The sequence below is a fragment of the Mesorhizobium sp. M6A.T.Cr.TU.014.01.1.1 genome (assembly GCF_004022765.1).
GTDB classification, from domain to species: Bacteria; Pseudomonadota; Alphaproteobacteria; order Rhizobiales; family Rhizobiaceae; genus Mesorhizobium; species Mesorhizobium mediterraneum.
In genome coordinates, this window is sequence record NZ_RZPG01000001.1 from 416,059 (window position 1) to 434,038 (window position 17,980).

The window sequence follows — 17,980 nt, forward strand, 5'->3', positions numbered from 1 at the left end:
GCTGCCGCTGGCGTCTCGCTTGGCGCTAGGACGGCCGCAGCACGAATCCGATGCGAACCGGATCAACAGGCCCTCGCTCCGACGATAACGACCGTATTTCCCCCAATGCCATGCCCTTCCGCCCGGTCAGGCGTCTCAGTCGAGAAGCGCGCGGGCCACCCGGCACCGGAAAATAATCCTATCGCCAAGCGATCCCAGAGGAAGAGATCGGCCAGGACGGGTTTGAGCCGGTTCGGTCGAGAGAGAGAGCACCGACGGTTCGTCCCCTCCGCTCTCCCGAGGTTTTTTCCATGCTTGACATATCTGCTTTTGCTGCTGTTCCGGCCTCGCCGCTTCCCTCTGTTTCATCCCCGGTCGTGGATTCCGCCGCCGCCGTCCATCGCGCGGCCCAGCTCCTTCTTCCCCATCTCGAACGCGGCCAGCGCATAGACATCTCGATCCTGCGCGCAGCCATGGAAGCCGCCTTCGGCGCCTCCGATGCATCGGGCGCCTGGGACTGGAAGACAGCCTATGACGCCTGCGAAGTCGCAACCGTGCTGTTCTTGCGCAAGTACGGAAAGTCGCTCTTCCGCAAAGTCGGTTCTTCGGCCAGGGCACTTCCGATGCTCAACAAGGTCGTCGGTCTCTTTCCCACTCACACGCGCCGCACCGAGGAGAGCGAGGCGCTTCAGCAGTTCAGCACCCCCATTCCTCTCGGACTGGCGGCGCTGACGGCTGCGGCGATCACGCCGGCCGACCGGGTGCTGGAGCCTTCCGCCGGCACCGGGTTACTCGCGATCCTCGCCGAGATCGGCGGCGGAGAATTGGTGCTCAACGAACTGGCGGAGACCCGCGCGATACTTCTCTCCCTCCTCTTTCCGGCAATTCCCGTCGCCCGCTTCGACGCGGCACAGATCGATGACCATCTCGATCCCAACATCGTGCCCAGCGTCGTGCTGATGAACCCGCCATTTTCGGTGCTTGCCAACGTCTCTGGCCGCATTGCCGACGCTGCGTTCCGCCATGTCGCATCCGCACTGGCCCGGCTGGCCGATCATGGGCGACTTGTGGCGATCACCGGCGCTAATTTGTCGCCTGAGTTGCCGGCCTGGCGTGAGGCGTTCGTCCGGCTGCAGGAGCGCGGCCGCGTTGTGTTCACCGCAGCGATCGACGGCAGTGTCTACGCCAAGCACGGCACGACCGTCGATACGAGGCTCACCGTCATCGACAAGCTGCCTGTCGACGACCCGGGTACATTTCCGGCATCCCCTGGCATTGCGCCCGACGTCGCCACCCTGATCGCCTGGATCGGCGAGCATGTGCCCGCGCGACTGCCGGTCGCCGCGTCTGCCCTTGTGCCCGCCGTCTCTGCGCCGACCGCCACCGTGCGCACCAAGCGCGGCCATCTCGCGCGATCGGCCGTTTCATCTCCCGCACGCAGCTTCGCCGAGCCGGAAGGCGCCGAGCTTGCCTACGACACCTTGGATTGGACGCCCGCGCAAAGCAGCCGGATCACAGATGCGATATATGAAGAATACGGGTTGCAGACGATCCGCATTCCCGGCGCTCATCCGCATCCGACCAAGCTGGTCCAATCAGCAGCCATGGCCTCGGTCGCACCGCCGAAGCCAAGCTACCGACCCCTCCTTCCCACCAACATCGTCCCCGACGGGCTCTTGTCAGACGCCCAGCTCGAGACAGTCATCTATGCCGGTGAAGCCCATTCGGACTTCCTCGCCGGATCGTGGACAGTCGACGCTACCTACGACCTCGTCTCGGTCGCACGTGAGGATTCAGCGAACGCAGTACGCTTTCGCCGCGGCTTCATGCTCGGCGATGGAACCGGCGCCGGCAAAGGCCGCCAGTCGGCCGGCATCATCTTGGACAACTGGATGCAGGGACGCCGCAAGGCGGTCTGGATCTCCAAATCCGACAAGCTGATCGAGGACGCCCAGCGCGACTGGTCGGCACTCGGCATGGAGCGCCTGCTGGTCACGCCGCTGTCGCGGTTCTCGCAGGGCAAGGACATCCGACTCGATCAAGGCGTCCTATTCACCACCTATGCCACGCTACGCTCCGACGACCGTGGCGAAAAGGTTTCGCGCGTCCAACAGATCGTCGAATGGTTGGGCTCCGACTTCGACGGAGTGATCATTTTCGACGAGAGCCACGCGATGCAGAATGCCGCTGGCGGCAAGGGAGAACGCGGCGATGTCGCTGCCTCGCAGCAGGGACGCGCCGGGCTCCGCCTGCAGCACGCCCTGCCGAACGCCCGCGTCGTCTACGTCTCGGCGACAGGTGCGACCACCGTCCATAATCTCGCCTACGCGCAACGTTTGGGCTTGTGGGGTGGAGAGGATTTCCCGTTCACGACCAGAGCGGAATTCGTCGAGGCGATCGAGGCCGGTGGCGTCGCTGCCATGGAAGTGTTGGCTCGCGATCTTCGCGCACTCGGTCTCTACACCGCCCGGTCGCTCTCCTACGATGGTGTCGAGTACGAGCTGGTCGAGCACCAACTTACCTCCGAGCAGATCCGTATCTACGACGCTTACGCCTGCGCGTTCAGCGTCATCCATAACAATCTCGACGCCGCGATGCGGGCCGCCAATGTCACTGGCGAGACCGGCACGCTGAACCGTCAGGCGAAATCCGCGGCACGTTCGGCTTTCGAGAGCACGAAACAGCGCTTCTTCGGACATCTGCTGACCAGCATGAAGACGCCGACCGTGATCCGCTCGATCGAACGGGACCTGGCTGACGGCCATGCCGCCGTCATCCAGATCGTCTCGACCGGGGAGGCGCTGATGGAACGCCGCCTGGCAGAAATTCCAACCGAGGAATGGAACGACGTCCGGGTCGATATCACGCCGCGCGAATATGTCCTGTCCTATCTTCAGCATGCCTTCCCTGTGCAGCTCTATGAGCCATTCACCGACAGCGAGGGGAATCTGTCGTCACGCCCGGTCTATCGTGACGGCCAGCCCGTGGAGAGCCGCGAGGCCGTTGGCCGTCGCGATCGGTTGATCGAACAGCTCGCCTCTCTCCCGCCTGTTCCCGGAGCACTCGACCAGATCGTCCAGCGCTTCGGCACCGACATCGTGGCGGAAGTGACGGGTCGGTCGCGCCGCATTGTCCGCAAGACCAGCACCAGCGGCATCGATCGCCTTGTCGTCGAGAACCGCGCCGGCTCGGCCAATCTCGCCGAGACACAGGCGTTCATGGATGACCTGAAGCGCATATTAGTGTTTTCTGACGCAGGCGGCACGGGTCGCAGCTATCACGCCGACCTCACGGCGAAGAACCGTCGTCTTCGGGTTCACTATCTGCTCGAACCGGGTTGGAAGGCGGACGCGGCGATCCAAGGCCTCGGCCGTACCAACCGCACGAACCAGGCGCAACCGCCGCTATTCCGTCCGATCGCGACCGACGTGAAGGCAGAGAAGCGCTTCCTCTCGACCATCGCCCGGCGCCTCGACACCCTAGGCGCCATCACACGCGGCCAGCGCCAGACCGGCGGTCAGGGCCTGTTCCGGCCTGAGGACAATCTGGAATCGCACTATGGCCGCGACGCGCTGCGGCAGCTCTATCTGCTGCTGGTGCGCGGCAAGGTCGAAGGCTGCTCGCTCCAGATGTTTGAGGATGCGACTGGCCTCACACTGATGGATTCAACTGGCATCAAGGACGAGTTGCCGCCGATCACGACCTTCCTCAATCGGCTGCTCGCGCTCACCATCGATCTTCAAGCTATCCTTTTCACCGTCTTCGAGCAGTTGCTCAACGCGAAGATCGAAGGCGCCATCGCGACCGGTGTCTACGACCTTGGGCTGGAAACACTGCAGGCGGAAAGCTTCCTCGTCACCGATCGACGCACTATCCATGTCCATGCCGCCACCGGCGCGGAGACACGGCTGCTGACCATCGCGCAACGCGAGAGCAACAAGCCCGTCTCGCTTGCCGACGCGCTTGCGCAGCTTGACGATCCACGCGCCAGGCTGTTGCTCAACGAACGCTCCGGCCGCGCCGCTGTGCAGGTTCCGGTGCCCGCGGTGATGCTCGACGATGGCGAAATCGAACGGCGTGTCCGGTTGATCCGGCCGATGGAGCATCATCATGCCTCGCTGAAGATGATGGCGCAGAGTCACTGGGTCGAGACTGAACAGGCTGCATTTGCTGAGACCTGGAATGCCGAAGTGGCTGCCGTACCGGAGTTCACGGACAGCACCATCCATGTCGTTGCTGGGCTTCTGCTGCCGATCTGGAAACGCCTGCCCAACGAGTCGTCACGGGTCTATCGACTTCAGACCGATTATGGCGAACGTATCATTGGGCGTCGGGTCTCGCCGGCTTGGGCCGCCAGCGCCCTGGCGACGGGCTCTTCTTCGATCACAGCACGCGATGCCTTCACCGGGCTGATCGACGGCCGGACGATACTCGACCTTGCAGAGGGCCTGCAACTTCGGCGAAGCCGCGTCATGGGCGTCAACCGCATCGAACTGTCGGGATTCACCGACACGATGCGCGACCGCCTTTCAGCCTACGGTCTTTTTCACGAGATCATATCCTGGAAGCTGCGCATGTTCGTGCCAACTGATGCATCCGGGCCCACGATCCTCGCCAAGGTGCTGGAGCGCTATCCAATCCAGCGCATCGGCGAGCGGGAGGCTACGTGATGACCCGCCACGACGCGTCCGAACTGGCACAGCGTCTCGGCAAGCAGGCAGAGGCAGTGTGCCGCCATTATCTTTCGAACGGGCATCGTGAGGGTCGTTACTGGCTGGTCGGCGATGTGCGTAACACGCCGGGGCGCTCGATGTTCGTGCGCCTGAAAGGTAGCGAATCCGGCAAAGGCGCCGCCGGCAAATGGACCGACGCCGCCACCGGCGAGCATGGCGATCTCCTCGACGTCATCCGCGAAAGCTGCGGCTTGGTCGACTTCAAGGATGTGACCGACGAGGCACGAACGTTCCTGAGCTTGCCGCATCCGGAGCCGGAACAAACCTCGTCCCGGTCGAAATCCACTCCGGCACCATCGGGATCGCCTGAAGCAGCGCGGCGGCTGCTCGCTGTGTCGCAGCCGATTTCGAGCACAATCGTAGAGACGTATCTACGCAATCGCGGGATTACGTATCTGCACGGAACTGGAAGCCTGCGTTTTCACCCGCACTGTTACTATCGACCGGACGACTATTCGCCCACCGAGAGTTGGCCGGCGATGATCGCGTCCGTTACGGACCTTGACGGTCATCTGACCGGCGCGCATCGCACCTGGCTTGACCTATCCGGCAAGGACAAGGCGCCTATCAGTACACCACGGCGTGCTATGGGTGAGCTCCTCGGGCACGCGGTCCGCTTTGGTGTTCCCGGCGAAGTCATGGCGGCGGGCGAAGGCATCGAGACGATCCTGTCGCTTCGATGCGTTTTGCCCGCCATGTCAATGGCTGCGGCACTTTCGGCAGCCCATCTTGCAGCCATCCTGTTCCCCGACACGCTGAGAAGGCTCTACATCGTGCGCGACGACGATCCAGCCGGCGACGGCGCGCGCGATACTTTGATCGAGCGAGCAAACGCAGTCGGGATCGAGGCGATCGTGCTGTCGCCGGCGTTCGGGGACTTCAATGAGGATCTCCGCACCCTCGGCATCGAGGCTCTCCGGGCGCAGGCTCGGATGCAGGTCGCACCGCAGGACGTCGCACGCTTCATGGCACGGGCGGTATAGACCGGAACGAAGAACGCGTAGCAGGCCCGCTGTCGCAGGCATCTCTCGGATGACCTCAGGTCGGAGAGAACCGCGCCCCGGCCTTCGAGAGGGCGATCGGCCAGCAAACGGCCCGGACCGGCAATGTCTGCGGCCGACTATTTTCCGGCGGCCCTGCGGGCCTTTCCATCGCGAGGCAAAATAGCCGGCCTTAGGCATCCTCCGCTGACGCTTCGGCCCTCCGCTTCGCTGCGGGTGCAGGTCCAGTCCGCCCGCCGGCTTTCGTCGCCATGAAGGCCGCGAGGGTCGCGGTCGAACCGACGGAGCATCCCATGAGCGAGCACGACGACCACGAACCGCACCACGCCTCTTCCCCCACCGATCACCTCCTCACTGAACTTCAGCTCTATGGCTATCGTCCCTTCGCGCACGAACCCGATCCCCGGCCGCTTCCGGAAGGTCACATGGTGGCCGGCGCCGTCGCCGACATCTTCGACGCCCTGATCGTCACCCTGGAAAGCACACGCCTCGAGCCCGACCTGGACGATCTGCTCTGGTCGACCGTCAACGTCTTCCATCGCGCCACCGGCCGGATCGAGCGGGAACTCGACGACAACGAGCAGGCACAGCGCCGCAGCCAACGCGAACAGGACGGCAGCGAGGTGAAATCCGTCGAGCTGGAGCGCCTGACGGCCGAGGGGCAGACGCTGATCGAGCGTCAGAACGCCTTCGAGCTGATGCGCGACCAGGCCGCCGAGCACTACGAGCGTTACACTGGATCAAGCTGGAAACCGCGCAGCGGCTCGATGATCAACCACAACGCGATGACCTCTGCGATGATCGACAGCCGCGATTTTCTGGCTGCGAAAAAGCGTGCCACGAACGAAGTCCTTCTGCCACCCGGCCCGAAGATCGCCTTTACCGGCGGGCTCGACTTCAACGACCACCGCCTGATCTGGGCGAAGCTCGATCAGGTCCACACCAAGCACCCAGACATGGTGCTGATGCATGGTAAGTCGCCGAAGGGCGCCGAGAAGATCGCGTCGCGCTGGGCCGATCATCGCAAGGTACCGCAGATCGGCTTCGCGCCCGACTGGACGAAGCACGCCAAGGCAGCTCCGTTCAAGCGCAACGACGCCATGCTGGACGTGCTTCCGATCGGGGTCATCGTCTTCCCCGGCACGGGCATCCAGGACAATCTCGCCGACAAGGCCAGAAAGCTCGGCATCCCGGTCTTCGACTTCCGCCCGAAAGGCGGCGGCGCGTGAGCGCTGCGTCCTTGCCCCCGTAGTTGGCCAATTCCTGCTCGTTCGTCCGACCGGTCTAGGCACGCATCTCCATCGCGTTCGCTTTGGTCGCGCCCGCCGCGCTACCACTAGGCCCATGGAATCGAGACTCGCTTTCCCGTTGCGGACGCAATCACCCGCGGGTCACGGCACTGATGCGAATGGTGACGCCCGGTCCGACCAGACCGGGACTTGCGCGAGGCTCAACACACCGAGACGACCGGAGCAGACTAGACACTGGATTTGCCCAGCCGCCAGCATCGCCGCGACATTGGCGGGCACAGGATTGACGCGGACGAACCGTTCAGCCCGACCACGGTGAGTCCGTTCATTGCGGCGATAGATGAGGTTCGGTCCACGCACATGCCAAGCTGACGCTGGGCTGTCGGTGTCCAGGTCTTGAGCGCGCCATAAGGTATCAGATTCCGAATTCTCGAATGCCTGTGTAAGGGAGCATCGACGGCGATGCCGTCACAACCGAGATCTCGGCGGTATCGACCGTGTCGCCAAGTTCTCTCTTGATCTCCGTCCGAGCGACCGCTCCAAAACGGCCTCTTCAGTTGGCTGATCTGGCCGAAGGTCGGCTGCGCCTCGATCGCCTATGCCGCAATGGCGCGGACGCGACTTTCTTCCCCTGCGGGCTGCGCCGTCATTCCTCGCGAAACAAGAAACTCGCTCTCGCGCCATCCTCCGCTGACGCTGCGGTCGCAAGCGATGCCGCGTCGATCGCCTGCGGCCCACTGATCGCCATCGAGGCCGCAATGGTGCGGGCTCGGAACAAAGTTCAAGGAGAACTATCATGGCGACTATTGGTACCTTCAAGAAGACCGGCAACAACGAGTTCACCGGCGAAATCGTCACCCTCTCGCTCCAGACCAAGAACGTCCGCGTCGTGCCCGAGGCCAACGGCTCCAGCGACAACGCCCCCAGCCATCGCGTCTTCGTCGGCCGAGTCGAGATCGGCGCCGCCTGGTCTAAGCGCTCCAATGAGGGCCGCGAGTATCTCGGCCTGAAGCTGGACGATCCGAGCTTCACCGCTCCGATCTACGCCAATCTCTTCGATGACGAGGAAGGCGAAGGCTACAGCCTCATCTGGTCCCGCCCTAACGGTCGCCGCAACGGGAGTAAGTAACTCGCGGAGCTTCCGCTCGGCGGGTCCGGGCGGAAGCTTCGCTTTGCTCATCGGTTAACCCAAAATAGCGAGGCTAGTGACGGGCGGTACGCTAACTGATCGCCGTTGCCCGTTCGTCACGCTTTGCTGAATCAGCACAACGGTTTGCCGACTCTCCAACTACCCAACGCCCTCATCGCCCTGAATGTTGATGCCGAAGCCGCAGACGCGGGCACGCGGAGAACTCTGAACGTTGCAGGGTAATTGGACCGATCCGGCAGCCTACGCGCACATGCGCGACTACGAAGCTGCACAGTTCGCTTCCGAATATCTGATCCGGAACGGTGCCTTTGTCGCCGAGTGCAGCCAGCTTGCATCGCGGCACGCAGATTCCGGAGACCTTGTCGGTTCACCCGACTTCGCTGCTCGTTGGGGCGCGCGATTTCACAGTTACAGGTGACGGTCCGCCGGTAGCCGAGAACATCGTCTGGACTGAGCGGGCTTTCCCGCGTGTAATCCGAGCCACGAAGACGCCTGCCTGGGTCGGCCCATCGCACCAGACAGTTCAATTTTCCGAACTCGACAACGCCCGCTTATGGAAGTCGATCGACGAGTTTCAGGTGCTTTGGCCGGCCCGGATATCGAGACATACGCTGATTGCCCAAAGTCGCGGCGGTTCACCTAGCGTTGATGCCATTGTTCTGCCGCTCGACAGCGCTTTTGAGACAAGGCTCGACGCAGCGCGCCAGTTCTGGCGGACACTGAACGGTCGACCACCCGCTCCAGCATACGGCATGCTGCCGCAACAGACCAAGATCAGGCATATCCTCAATTTACGCGCTCATGACGCCCGCCGCGCAGAAGCAGCCTATCGCCGAATTGCAGAGGTTTTGCTTTCCCGCGAACCCGTCGCGCCACGTGATTGGCGCGACCATCACCTCAGGCACAAGGTGCGCGCAATCCTGCGAAGGGCGGATCGCATAGTCGCTGGCGGCTATCGCGACCTTCTCTTCTATCCCCATAGCCGCAGCCGGAAATCCGACCGATGAGGCCGCTTCTTCGGACGGGTAGCAAAAACGCGGCTACCTATCTTTGCCCTCCCCCGCCGTATCTCATTTCGGCCATCGTCCGTATCGCGCGTCCCGGCAGGCCAGGACGACAGCAGAACCGAATGGAGATCGAGCGATGTCGAAGGGTCCCGCGGACGCGCCCAAAAGATACCTGCGGACGAAGGAGGCAGCACCGATCGTCGGTCTTTGCGCTCGCACGCTGGAAAAGCACCGAACCTATGGCACAGGTCCTAAGTATCGCAAAGTCGGCGGCCGTGTGCTGTACGACATCGACGACCTTCACGCCTGGATCGAACTCGGCGCGCGCACCTCCACAAGTGATGCGAATGCGACCTTTGTTCCGCCGGCCAAACCGCATGCCGCCCGCGCACCTGCCTATGCCGGCAGACGCGATCGCATCTCCTGATCTGCGGTGCAAAGACAATGCGGCATGGCTGGACCGATCGGCAGCAGTTTGCTCTGCTTCATGCACACTCCAGTGAGATCGTGCCACACCACACACGGGATCTCATGTCGTGGCCGTTTTTCTCATTAGCCAAATGCTGCCGCATGACCCCGACTGATTTTCGCGTGGGTGAGGCATTGATCCCCGTCGGGGCGACCCCCGAGTTTGCCAGGGCGACCTGGGATGCTGGCATTCCAATCTCAGCCGCATTGCAAATCATCGATGCTGGTGACAGGGAACTCCACACGTCCAGCCTGATGGCGGCACCGCACGAAATCCTTGCTCTCGGCGGTATCTTCACCTTCGTTCCTTGGGCCACGAATGATTTCGGCGGAGTCGCTTCGCGCTTCGACATCCTGCGCGCCGTCACTACCCACGAACGCTATTCGACCGCCGCCTATGTGCGGCCCGGCGCTGACATCCTGCTTGCGGCTATTGGATGGCCGGACGTCGAAATGGTGCTGAAGATTTTCGACGCCGCCGAAGCGATCGGTATCGACGCGATAGAGGTATCATCGGGCCACTGGCGGCATGCCCACCGCCGCCTCGCTGCGCAAGAGACGCCCGGGCCCTACATCCGCCAGCGCCACGAGGCTTGGCTTCTGCTCTGCCGGATCGAGCTATGAGCGCGCGCCGAACGATCATCGCTATGATGCTCGGCGGTGCGACCTTGGTCGCCGCACCAGTTTGGGCAAGCCATCGGCCTCGCTTCATCTGGAACGCATCAGCGAGCGTTCCCATCGGGCTCTACCGGGTTGAGCCGGCCGACAGAATCGACGTTGCCGATATCGCCGTCGTCATGTCGCCCGAACCATTGGCGGACTTCCTCGCCGCGCGCGGATATCTGCCGAAAGGGGTGCCTCTTCTGAAGTACGTGGTGGCACTTGCAGGTGCCTCGGTCTGCCGACAAGACGCAGACATCATTGCTGACGGCGTGACCTTCGGACATGCGCGCGGGCGTGACAGCAGCGGGCGGCCCTTACCCGTCTGGCAGGGCTGCCGCGTGATCGCCGACGACGAAGTCTTTCTCATGAACCGGGACGCGGCCGACAGTTTTGACAGCCGGTATTTCGGTGCGCTGCCGCTCACTTCGATTGTCGGTCGAGCGGTCCCTGTCTGGGTCACCGACGGCACCTCTCCAACGCCGAATGTTTCCAACAATTCCCTTCCCGGCGAGCCGTGAACGCTCGCGTCAATCATCGTCAACGCTCATGAAAGGAGAACCGCAATGGCTCAGATCGGCACCTTCACCCGTAACGATGATGGCTTCTTTGGCAACATCTGCACGCTGACACTTGACACCAAACTGGCCATCCTGCCTGCCGAGAAATCAGATGCCGAAAACGCGCCGGATCATCGGGTCTTCTGCGAAGGCATGGAGATTGGCGCGGCTTGGAATCGCACCGGCGGGAAGGCTGGCGCCTATCTCTCTGTTTCCATAGACGACCCGTCCTTCACGCAGCCGATTCGCGCCAATCTGTTTCAGTCCAATGCTGAGAAAAGCGTCTGGGGCCTGCACTGGAGCCGTCCGTCGAAGCGCGACGAGTGAGGTCGATCTAATGCACAGATTGCGCCGCAGCGAGCCTCTCCAGTCAAACCCTTTGATCGACCAGGCGCATGTCAAACCCTTCGACCCGATTGCCCCTCGGGCAACTGGCGCGCGGAGCGGAGGTCAAGGGCGGCCGTACGATTGCCAATCGCTGCGAACGCTCACCAGCCGGCAATTTGCGGCAAGCAAGTTCGGCTGGCCAAGCCTTTCCCTTGACGGAATTGAGCACGGCGGCAGGCTAGTGGCGCATCGCGACAGCGGTGTGCTCGCTGTCATTCGCCGAGGCATGATGCTGCTGTGCGCATGCGTTATGCTCATCGCTTCTGCATCGGTTGTTTGTGCGGAACCTCCTGCGTATGGTGAGCGGCCGGCGCGCTCTAACGGCAAAACCTCGCCCTGGTCGACGTATATCCGGGAAGCATCGAAACGTTTTGGCATTCCTGAGAAGCTGCTGCGCGCCGTTATGCATGTCGAGAGCTTTGGTGATGTTCGCGCGATGTCGAGCAAGGGCGCGATGAGCTTGATGCAGATCATGCCGGGTACTTGGGAGGAACTGCGCATCAGGTACCGGCTCGGCCGCGATCCTTATCAGCCGCGCGACAATATTCTTGCCGGTGCAGCCTACCTCCGCGAGATGCTCGACCGTTTCGGCAGGAATGGTTTTCTCGCCGCCTACAATGCCGGTCCAATGCGCTATCAAGAGTATCTTACGCGAGGTCGACCGCTGCCACGCGAGACGATCGACTACGTCAGGAAACTCGCTCCGTTGATCAACGGTGCGGTCCCCATTTCGACGCGTGCACGGCAAAGAGCAGGTACAGCGAGCGCACTTCATTCGTCGGTTTTCGCGCACACTGGCCGCATCCGGAATGCCGCGGCATCGCTATGACACGGATGTTGATGATGAAACGATATTCTCAGCGATCCGGTTCGTCCCATGGGGATGCATCTTCTCCGAAAACCGCTGCGAATAGCCTGTTTATCCAGCGCTCTGCCGTGACAGCGCGATGAGCCCAGCATTCTTGGTCAATCGTATTTTGACCTGCTGCGCCGCAGAAAATGCGGTGGGAGGGCTGGCCCCAGGGAATACGGGGAGAGATGGCAGGATAAAGGGCCGCGATGTGCAACTCGGTCATTCGGCTGTTTTTCTTACGGTTTTCGCCTCGCTTTGCGATGTGCGTCGGAATTTGTGATGTGCGTTATCGCCATTTTCTCGATCTCTTCAAGAGACGCCGCACATCGCGGGAAAAGCGGCCATGAACCGGGACGATGATTTTCGTGTCCGGCCTGGCCGCATTCGTTCCCGCGCCGGACAGCGGGCACGGCCATTCATTTTCCAGGCGCTCGCGGCCGCACAGCGGGCCGGCGGACATGTCTCGCGCAAGGGCCAAGTCATCTCCCCACGCGCCTCGACGTTCGGCCGAGGCCGGGCGGCGAGCATCCGTGCCAATCGCCTCATCACCGGGCACTCGCGCGGTGCCGTCGTCAAGGCGCGTGTCGTCCGTCAGTTCAGGAACTCGGCACCTCTCTCTGGCCATCTCAAATATCTCCGACGTGAGGGTGTCACGCGCGACGGCGAGAAGGCGAAGATGTTTGGGCCGGACACGGACGATGCCGACCACGGCGCCTTTGCCGAGCGATGCAAGGACGACCGGCACCATTTCCGTTTCATTGTCTCGCCGGACAATGCCATCGAGTTGGGTGACCTAAGGAGCCTAGCCCGTGACCTCATGGTCGACATGCAGCGCGATCTCGGAACCAAGCTCGACTGGCTCGGCGTCGACCATTGGAACACGGAACATCCGCATATCCATATCGTGGTTCGTGGCGTCGCCGACGATGGTGAGAACCTCGTCATTTCGCGTGACTACATTCGCAAGGGCCTGCGCGACCGGGCAAGCGATATCCTCACCCAGACATTAGGACTTCGAACCGACCAAGGTATCCGTCGGACCGTAGATCGGCAGATCGGCACCGAGCGCTGGACTCAGCTCGACCGCCAGCTAGTTCGCGATGCCAATGACCATGGCGTCATCGATGTGGCGCCGCATCCCGATCGTCAGCCGGAAGAGCTCTTGACCGCCAAGGTTGGACGGCTCCGCAAGCTTGAGAAACTTGGCCTCGCCAACCAGGTCCGCCCCGGCCAATGGGTCATGGTCGCCGAAGCGGAGTCCAGCTTGCGCGCGCTCGGCGATCGTGGCGACATTATCAAACGCGTGCACCGCAGCCTTACTAGCCACGGCATTGACAAAGCAGCGGGCGCGTATGTGTTAGCCGCCGAGGAAATCGACACGTCAGTTATCGGCCGGCTGCTGGAACGCGGCTTGGACGATAAACTGCGTGGCTCGGCTTATGCCATTGTCGACGGTATCGACGGACGTACGCATCACATTCGCTTCCACGATCTCGACGCCACCGGAGACTCCGCGCCGGGCTCAATCGTAGAGTTGCGTCGTTACGAGGGTGCGAAAGGTCGTGGCCGTGTCGCACTCGTCGTCCGCTCGGACCTCTCGATCGAAGAACAGATCCATGCTTCCGGCGCGACCTGGCTCGACCGGCAACTCATCGCGCGCGAGCCATTCGAGCTCGGCGAGGGCGGGTTTGGCAGGGAAGTGAGGCGGGCATTGAAGAGCCGCACCGAGCACTTCGTCAATCAGGGTTTCGCACGGCGCGATGGTCAGCGCATCATCTTCGCTCCCAACTTGATCGAAGCACTGCGCGCTCGCGAAGTGGACTCGCTCGGCGGGCGGCTCGCCGTTGAAACCGGTATGTCATTCACGAAAGCTACCAATGGCGATCATGTGGCCGGCATCTACCGGCGGCGTTTCTCACTCGCTTCCGGCCGTTTCGCGATGATTGATGATGGGCTGGGCTTTAGGCTCGTGCCTTGGTCACCGTCGCTCGAAAAACGCTTCGGCAATCAAGTCTCTGGGGTTGCGCATGCCAATGGGGGCGGCGTGGATTGGAACTTAGGAAGGAAGTGCGGCGTCGGGTTGTGAATCAGCACGATTTACTCAGGCGGTTGGGGAACTTCGCATCAGTGACGAGGCGACAACGGTCGCTGACTTGCGCAGCAGGGCGAACTTTCGCCAGGAGGCGAGCGGCGAGCCACGCTGAACGGCCTTAAGTATAGTTGTTTGTTGGCATGTCCCTCTAAGGCGTAAAATGTTGGGATGAAGTTACCTTCCGCCATTCTTCGCAACCTGCACCGCCGCCTGAGCAGCAGCCAGCCTGGCGATCGGCACGCGGTAGGGCGAGCACGACACATAGTCGAGGCCGACCTTTTCGCAGAAATGGATAGATGCCGGATCACCGCCATGTTCGCCGCAAATGCCGAGCTTGATGTCCGGCCGTGTCGCCCTGCCCTTTTCGGCCGCCATCCGGACCAGTTCGCCGACGCCCTCGATGTCGAGCGACACGAACGGATCCTGCTCAATGATGCCCTTCTGACGATAGGTCTCCAGGAACGAGGCCGCATCGTCGCGTGAGATGCCGAAGGTGGTCTGGGTCAGATCGTTGGTGCCGAAAGAGAAGAATTCGGCCGCCTCGGCGATGACATGGGCGCGGATCGCCGCGCGCGGCAGCTCGATCATCGTGCCGGTAAGATAGGTGATCTTGACGCCGGTTTCCTCCATCACGCTCTTGGCGACGGCATCAATCCGCGCCTTGACGTAGTCGAGTTCCTTCACCAGGCCGACCAGCGGCACCATGATTTCCGGAACCACCAGCGCGCCGGCCTTCCTGCCGGCCTCGACGGCGGCCTCGAAAATGGCGCGCGCCTGCATCTCGGCGATTTCGGGATAGGAAACCGCAAGCCGGCAGCCGCGATGGCCAAGCATCGGATTGAATTCGTGCAGGGCTTCGGTGCGCTGCCGGAGCTTGTCGGGCGACACGTTCATGGCGGCGGCGACTTCGGCCACCTCTTCCTCGGTCTTGGGCAGGAATTCGTGCAGTGGCGGATCGAGCAGCCGGATCGTCACCGGCAGGCCGGCCATGATCTCGAACAGTTCGAGGAAATCCGAGCGCTGCATGGGCAAGAGTTTTGCGAGCGCCGTTCGCCGGCCCTTTTCCGTATCGGCCAGGATCATCTCACGCATGGCGACGATCCGGTCGCCATCGAAGAACATGTGCTCGGTGCGGCAAAGCCCGATGCCTTCGGCGCCGAAGGAACGCGCCATACGCGCGTCGAGCGGCGTTTCGGCGTTGGTGCGCACCTTCATACGGCGCACGGAATCGGCCCATTCCATGATAGCGGCGAAATCGCCCGAGAGCTCCGGCTGCAGCATCGGCACGGCGCCTTTCAGCACCTGGCCGTTACCGCCGTCGATGGTGATGATGTCGCCCTTGCGCAACGTCGACCCCATCGCCATCAGCGTGCCGGCCCTGTAGTCGACGCGCAGCGAGCCCGCGCCCGAAACACAAGGCTTGCCCATGCCGCGCGCGACCACCGCGGCGTGGCTGGTCATGCCGCCACGCGTAGTCAGGATACCTTCTGCCGCATGCATGCCGTGGATGTCTTCGGGACTGGTCTCGATGCGCACGAGGATCGCCTTGCGGCCTTGCGTCTTGAGCTCCTCGGCGTCGTTGGAGGAAAAGACGATCTCGCCGGTGGCAGCACCCGGAGAAGCCGGCAGGCCGATGCCGATCACATCGCGCGTGGCCTCCGGATCGATCGTCGGATGCAGCAATTGATCGAGCGAGGCCGGATCGATGCGGGCCACGGCCTCTTCTTTCGAAATGAGCTTGTCCTGCGCCATTTCGACGGCGATTCTGAGCGCGGCCTTGGCGGTACGCTTGCCGGATCTCGTCTGCAGCATCCATAATTTGCCGCGCTCGATGGTGAATTCGAGATCCTGCATGTCGCGGTAGTGCTTTTCCAGACGGTCGGAAATGGTGACGAAAGACTGGAACGCATCCGGCATCAGCTTCTGCAGCGACGGCTTGTCGGAGCCGGCGGCAATGCGCGCCGCCTCGGTGATGTTTTGCGGTGTGCGGATGCCGGCAACGACATCCTCGCCCTGCGCATTCACCAGGAACTCGCCATAGAGCATCTTTTCGCCGGTCGACGGATTGCGGGTGAAGGCGACGCCAGTGGCCGAAGTCTCGCCCATGTTGCCGAAGACCATGGCCTGGACGTTGACCGCCGTGCCCCAGCTTTCGGGGATGTCATGCAGGCGCCGATAGGTGATGGCGCGGTTGTTCATCCAGCTCGAAAACACGGCGCCGATCGCGCCCCAGAGCTGCTCGTTCGGATCCTGCGGAAACGGCTTACCGAGTTCCTCCTCGACCTTGGCCTTATAGAGTGCAATCACGCCCTGCCATTCGATGGCGGTCAGTTCGGTGTCGAGCTCATGGCCGAGCCCACCTTTCTGGTCTTCGAGGATTTCCTCGAACACCTCATGGTCGAGGCCCATGACGACATCGGAATACATCTGGATGAAACGCCTATAGCTGTCATAGGCAAAGCGCGCATCGCCTGAATCGGCGGCCAGCGCCTCGACCGTCTCGTCGTTCAGACCGAGATTGAGCACGGTGTCCATCATGCCGGGCATGGAAGCGCGGGCACCGGAACGCACCGACACCAAAAGCAATTTCGAGGGATCGCCGAAACGGCGCCCGGTCAGCCGACCGATATGATCGAGGGCGACCGCGACATCCGCTTCCAGCGAGGCCGGATAGCAGCGCTCATTGGCGTAGTAGGCGTTGCAGACCTCCGTGGTGATGGTGAATCCCGGCGGCACGGGCAGGCCCAGGCTGCACATTTCGGCGAGATTAGCACCCTTGCCGCCCAGGAGGTTCCTGTCGCCGGCACGGCCTTCTGCGGCGCCGTCGCCAAAGGTGTAGACCCATTTGGTCATGCTTGCTCTCCGGTTGCAGGAGATTGAAAAGATTGACGAAGCCGAAGTTTCGCCGTGTCGCTACCCGAGCGATATGATGCTGCAGTGCGAAAGGCAAGGCGTCGGCAAAGCCACCCGGCTTCTACAATCGATTAAGAAAAAGCCATGCCAAAAAGACTTGCGGCTTATCGGCCACCAAAGTAGAACATAATAGGAACATGAGGTGGCGCCATGAGACTGACCGGAAAACTCGATTATCTGGAAATGCCGGCAACTGGTGGAACGCTGGACAGGCTGAAGGCTTTCTACAGCGCCGCCTTTTCCTGGTCGTTCACCGACTATGGGCCGACCTATTCGGCCTTTTCGGAAGGTCTTGATGGAGGCTTCCAGGCTGATGCCGGCGAAGCGCCCGCCAAGCCCCTTCCGGTGCTTTATTCCGAGGACCTGGAAAAAATCCTGGGCGCCGTCGAAAATGCCGGCGGCACGATCGTCAAGCCGATCTTTTCGTTCCCTGGTGGCAGGCGGTTCCATTTCGTCGATCCGGCCGGCAACGAAATGGCCGTCTGGGGCGAGTAGACGCCATGGCCTGACAGCAGGGGATAATGTCCGAACTCCTATCTGCGGGAACCGATGGATCAGTTCCGCGCACCGCTATTCTCGGCATTGAGCTTTCCGTCGGCTCGTCCTATAAGGCCGCGCGCAACGGGCATGTTCCCGCTGCTGGGGCGTAGCCAAGTGGTAAGGCATCGGTTTTTGGTACCGACAATCCCAGGTTCGAATCCTGGCGCCCCAGCCATCGCTCACAGGTCCATTCTGGACACATGTGCAGCAGCCACTTCGTAATGCCGGCACGCTACGTCGATGCCAACTTGACAGCCCCGTCGCCAATGCCCATCAGGACCATGTCACGACCAAAGCTTGCGATGAACGCAGCAGCGAACAGATGGCTAGGCCCGAACGAATGACAACAATCTGCCAGAGCGCCGGGCTCAAGGGCGCTGTTGGATC

General features: G+C 62.2%; 13 protein-coding genes and 1 tRNA gene. 13 read left to right on the top strand and 1 reads right to left on the bottom strand.

Features of this window, described 5'->3' with window-relative positions; genetic code table 11:
* The first annotated feature begins 290 nt into the window (after positions 1-290).
* The 11 genes from EN885_RS01880 to EN885_RS01935 all read left to right on the top strand — a co-directional run bounded on the left by EN885_RS01880 (position 291) and on the right by EN885_RS01935 (position 14,134).
* Positions 291-4,649: a strawberry notch family protein gene (locus tag EN885_RS01880; protein ID WP_128242434.1), complete on the top strand. Its 4,359-nt coding sequence runs from the start codon at positions 291-293 to the stop codon at positions 4,647-4,649.
* Positions 4,649-5,695, top strand: a complete 1,047-nt coding sequence (locus EN885_RS01885) for a toprim domain-containing protein (protein WP_128242435.1) — start codon at positions 4,649-4,651, stop codon at positions 5,693-5,695. The genes EN885_RS01880 and EN885_RS01885 overlap by 1 nt, the downstream gene beginning before the upstream one ends.
* A gap of 311 nt (positions 5,696-6,006) precedes the next feature.
* Entirely contained in the window at positions 6,007-6,942 is a 936-nt protein-coding gene (locus EN885_RS01890; protein ID WP_128242436.1) for a DUF2493 domain-containing protein, read from the top strand.
* A gap of 817 nt (positions 6,943-7,759) precedes the next feature.
* Positions 7,760-8,092 carry a DUF736 domain-containing protein gene (locus EN885_RS01900; protein WP_128242437.1) on the top strand — a complete coding sequence of 111 codons (333 nt, stop codon included), beginning with the start codon at positions 7,760-7,762 and terminating at the stop codon, positions 8,090-8,092.
* A 350-nt stretch (positions 8,093-8,442) separates the two neighbouring features.
* Positions 8,443-9,120, top strand: a complete 678-nt coding sequence (locus tag EN885_RS01905; RefSeq protein WP_164897759.1) for a DUF2285 domain-containing protein — start codon at positions 8,443-8,445, stop codon at positions 9,118-9,120.
* Between the two features lie 136 nt (positions 9,121-9,256).
* The gene (locus tag EN885_RS01910; RefSeq protein WP_128242439.1) at positions 9,257-9,547 is read left to right on the top strand and encodes a helix-turn-helix domain-containing protein; all 291 of its coding nucleotides are present in this window, start codon (positions 9,257-9,259) and stop codon (positions 9,545-9,547) included.
* A gap of 17 nt (positions 9,548-9,564) precedes the next feature.
* Positions 9,565-10,212 carry a DUF2840 domain-containing protein gene (locus EN885_RS01915; protein WP_128242440.1) on the top strand — a complete coding sequence of 216 codons (648 nt, stop codon included), beginning with the start codon at positions 9,565-9,567 and terminating at the stop codon, positions 10,210-10,212.
* On the top strand, positions 10,209-10,769 hold the full coding sequence (locus EN885_RS01920; RefSeq protein ID WP_128242441.1) for a S26 family signal peptidase: 561 nt from the start codon (positions 10,209-10,211) through the stop codon (positions 10,767-10,769). Before EN885_RS01915 ends, EN885_RS01920 begins: the two co-directional genes overlap by 4 nt.
* A 45-nt stretch (positions 10,770-10,814) precedes the next feature.
* Positions 10,815-11,135: a DUF736 domain-containing protein gene (locus tag EN885_RS01925; protein WP_128242442.1), complete on the top strand. Its 321-nt coding sequence runs from the start codon at positions 10,815-10,817 to the stop codon at positions 11,133-11,135.
* Between the two features lie 10 nt (positions 11,136-11,145).
* Positions 11,146-12,024, top strand: a complete 879-nt coding sequence (locus EN885_RS01930) for a lytic transglycosylase domain-containing protein (protein WP_245492982.1) — start codon at positions 11,146-11,148, stop codon at positions 12,022-12,024.
* A gap of 367 nt (positions 12,025-12,391) precedes the next feature.
* Positions 12,392-14,134, top strand: a complete 1,743-nt coding sequence (locus tag EN885_RS01935; RefSeq protein WP_128242443.1) for a VirD2 family relaxase/mobilization nuclease — start codon at positions 12,392-12,394, stop codon at positions 14,132-14,134.
* Positions 14,135-14,314: 180 nt separating this feature from the next.
* Here the strand turns inward: EN885_RS01935 and ppdK are convergent, their stop codons facing one another.
* On the bottom strand, positions 14,315-16,993 hold the full coding sequence (ppdK, locus tag EN885_RS01940) for a pyruvate, phosphate dikinase (protein ID WP_128242444.1): 2,679 nt from the start codon (positions 16,991-16,993) through the stop codon (positions 14,315-14,317).
* A gap of 210 nt (positions 16,994-17,203) precedes the next feature.
* Between ppdK and EN885_RS01945 the strand changes: the two genes are divergently transcribed.
* Positions 17,204-17,548, top strand: coding sequence for a VOC family protein (locus EN885_RS01945; RefSeq protein WP_126103203.1), 345 nt, complete (start codon positions 17,204-17,206; stop codon positions 17,546-17,548).
* 145 nt (positions 17,549-17,693) lie between these two features.
* Positions 17,694-17,768 (top strand) — tRNA-Gln (locus EN885_RS01950).
* Positions 17,769-17,980: the final 212 nt, after the last annotated feature.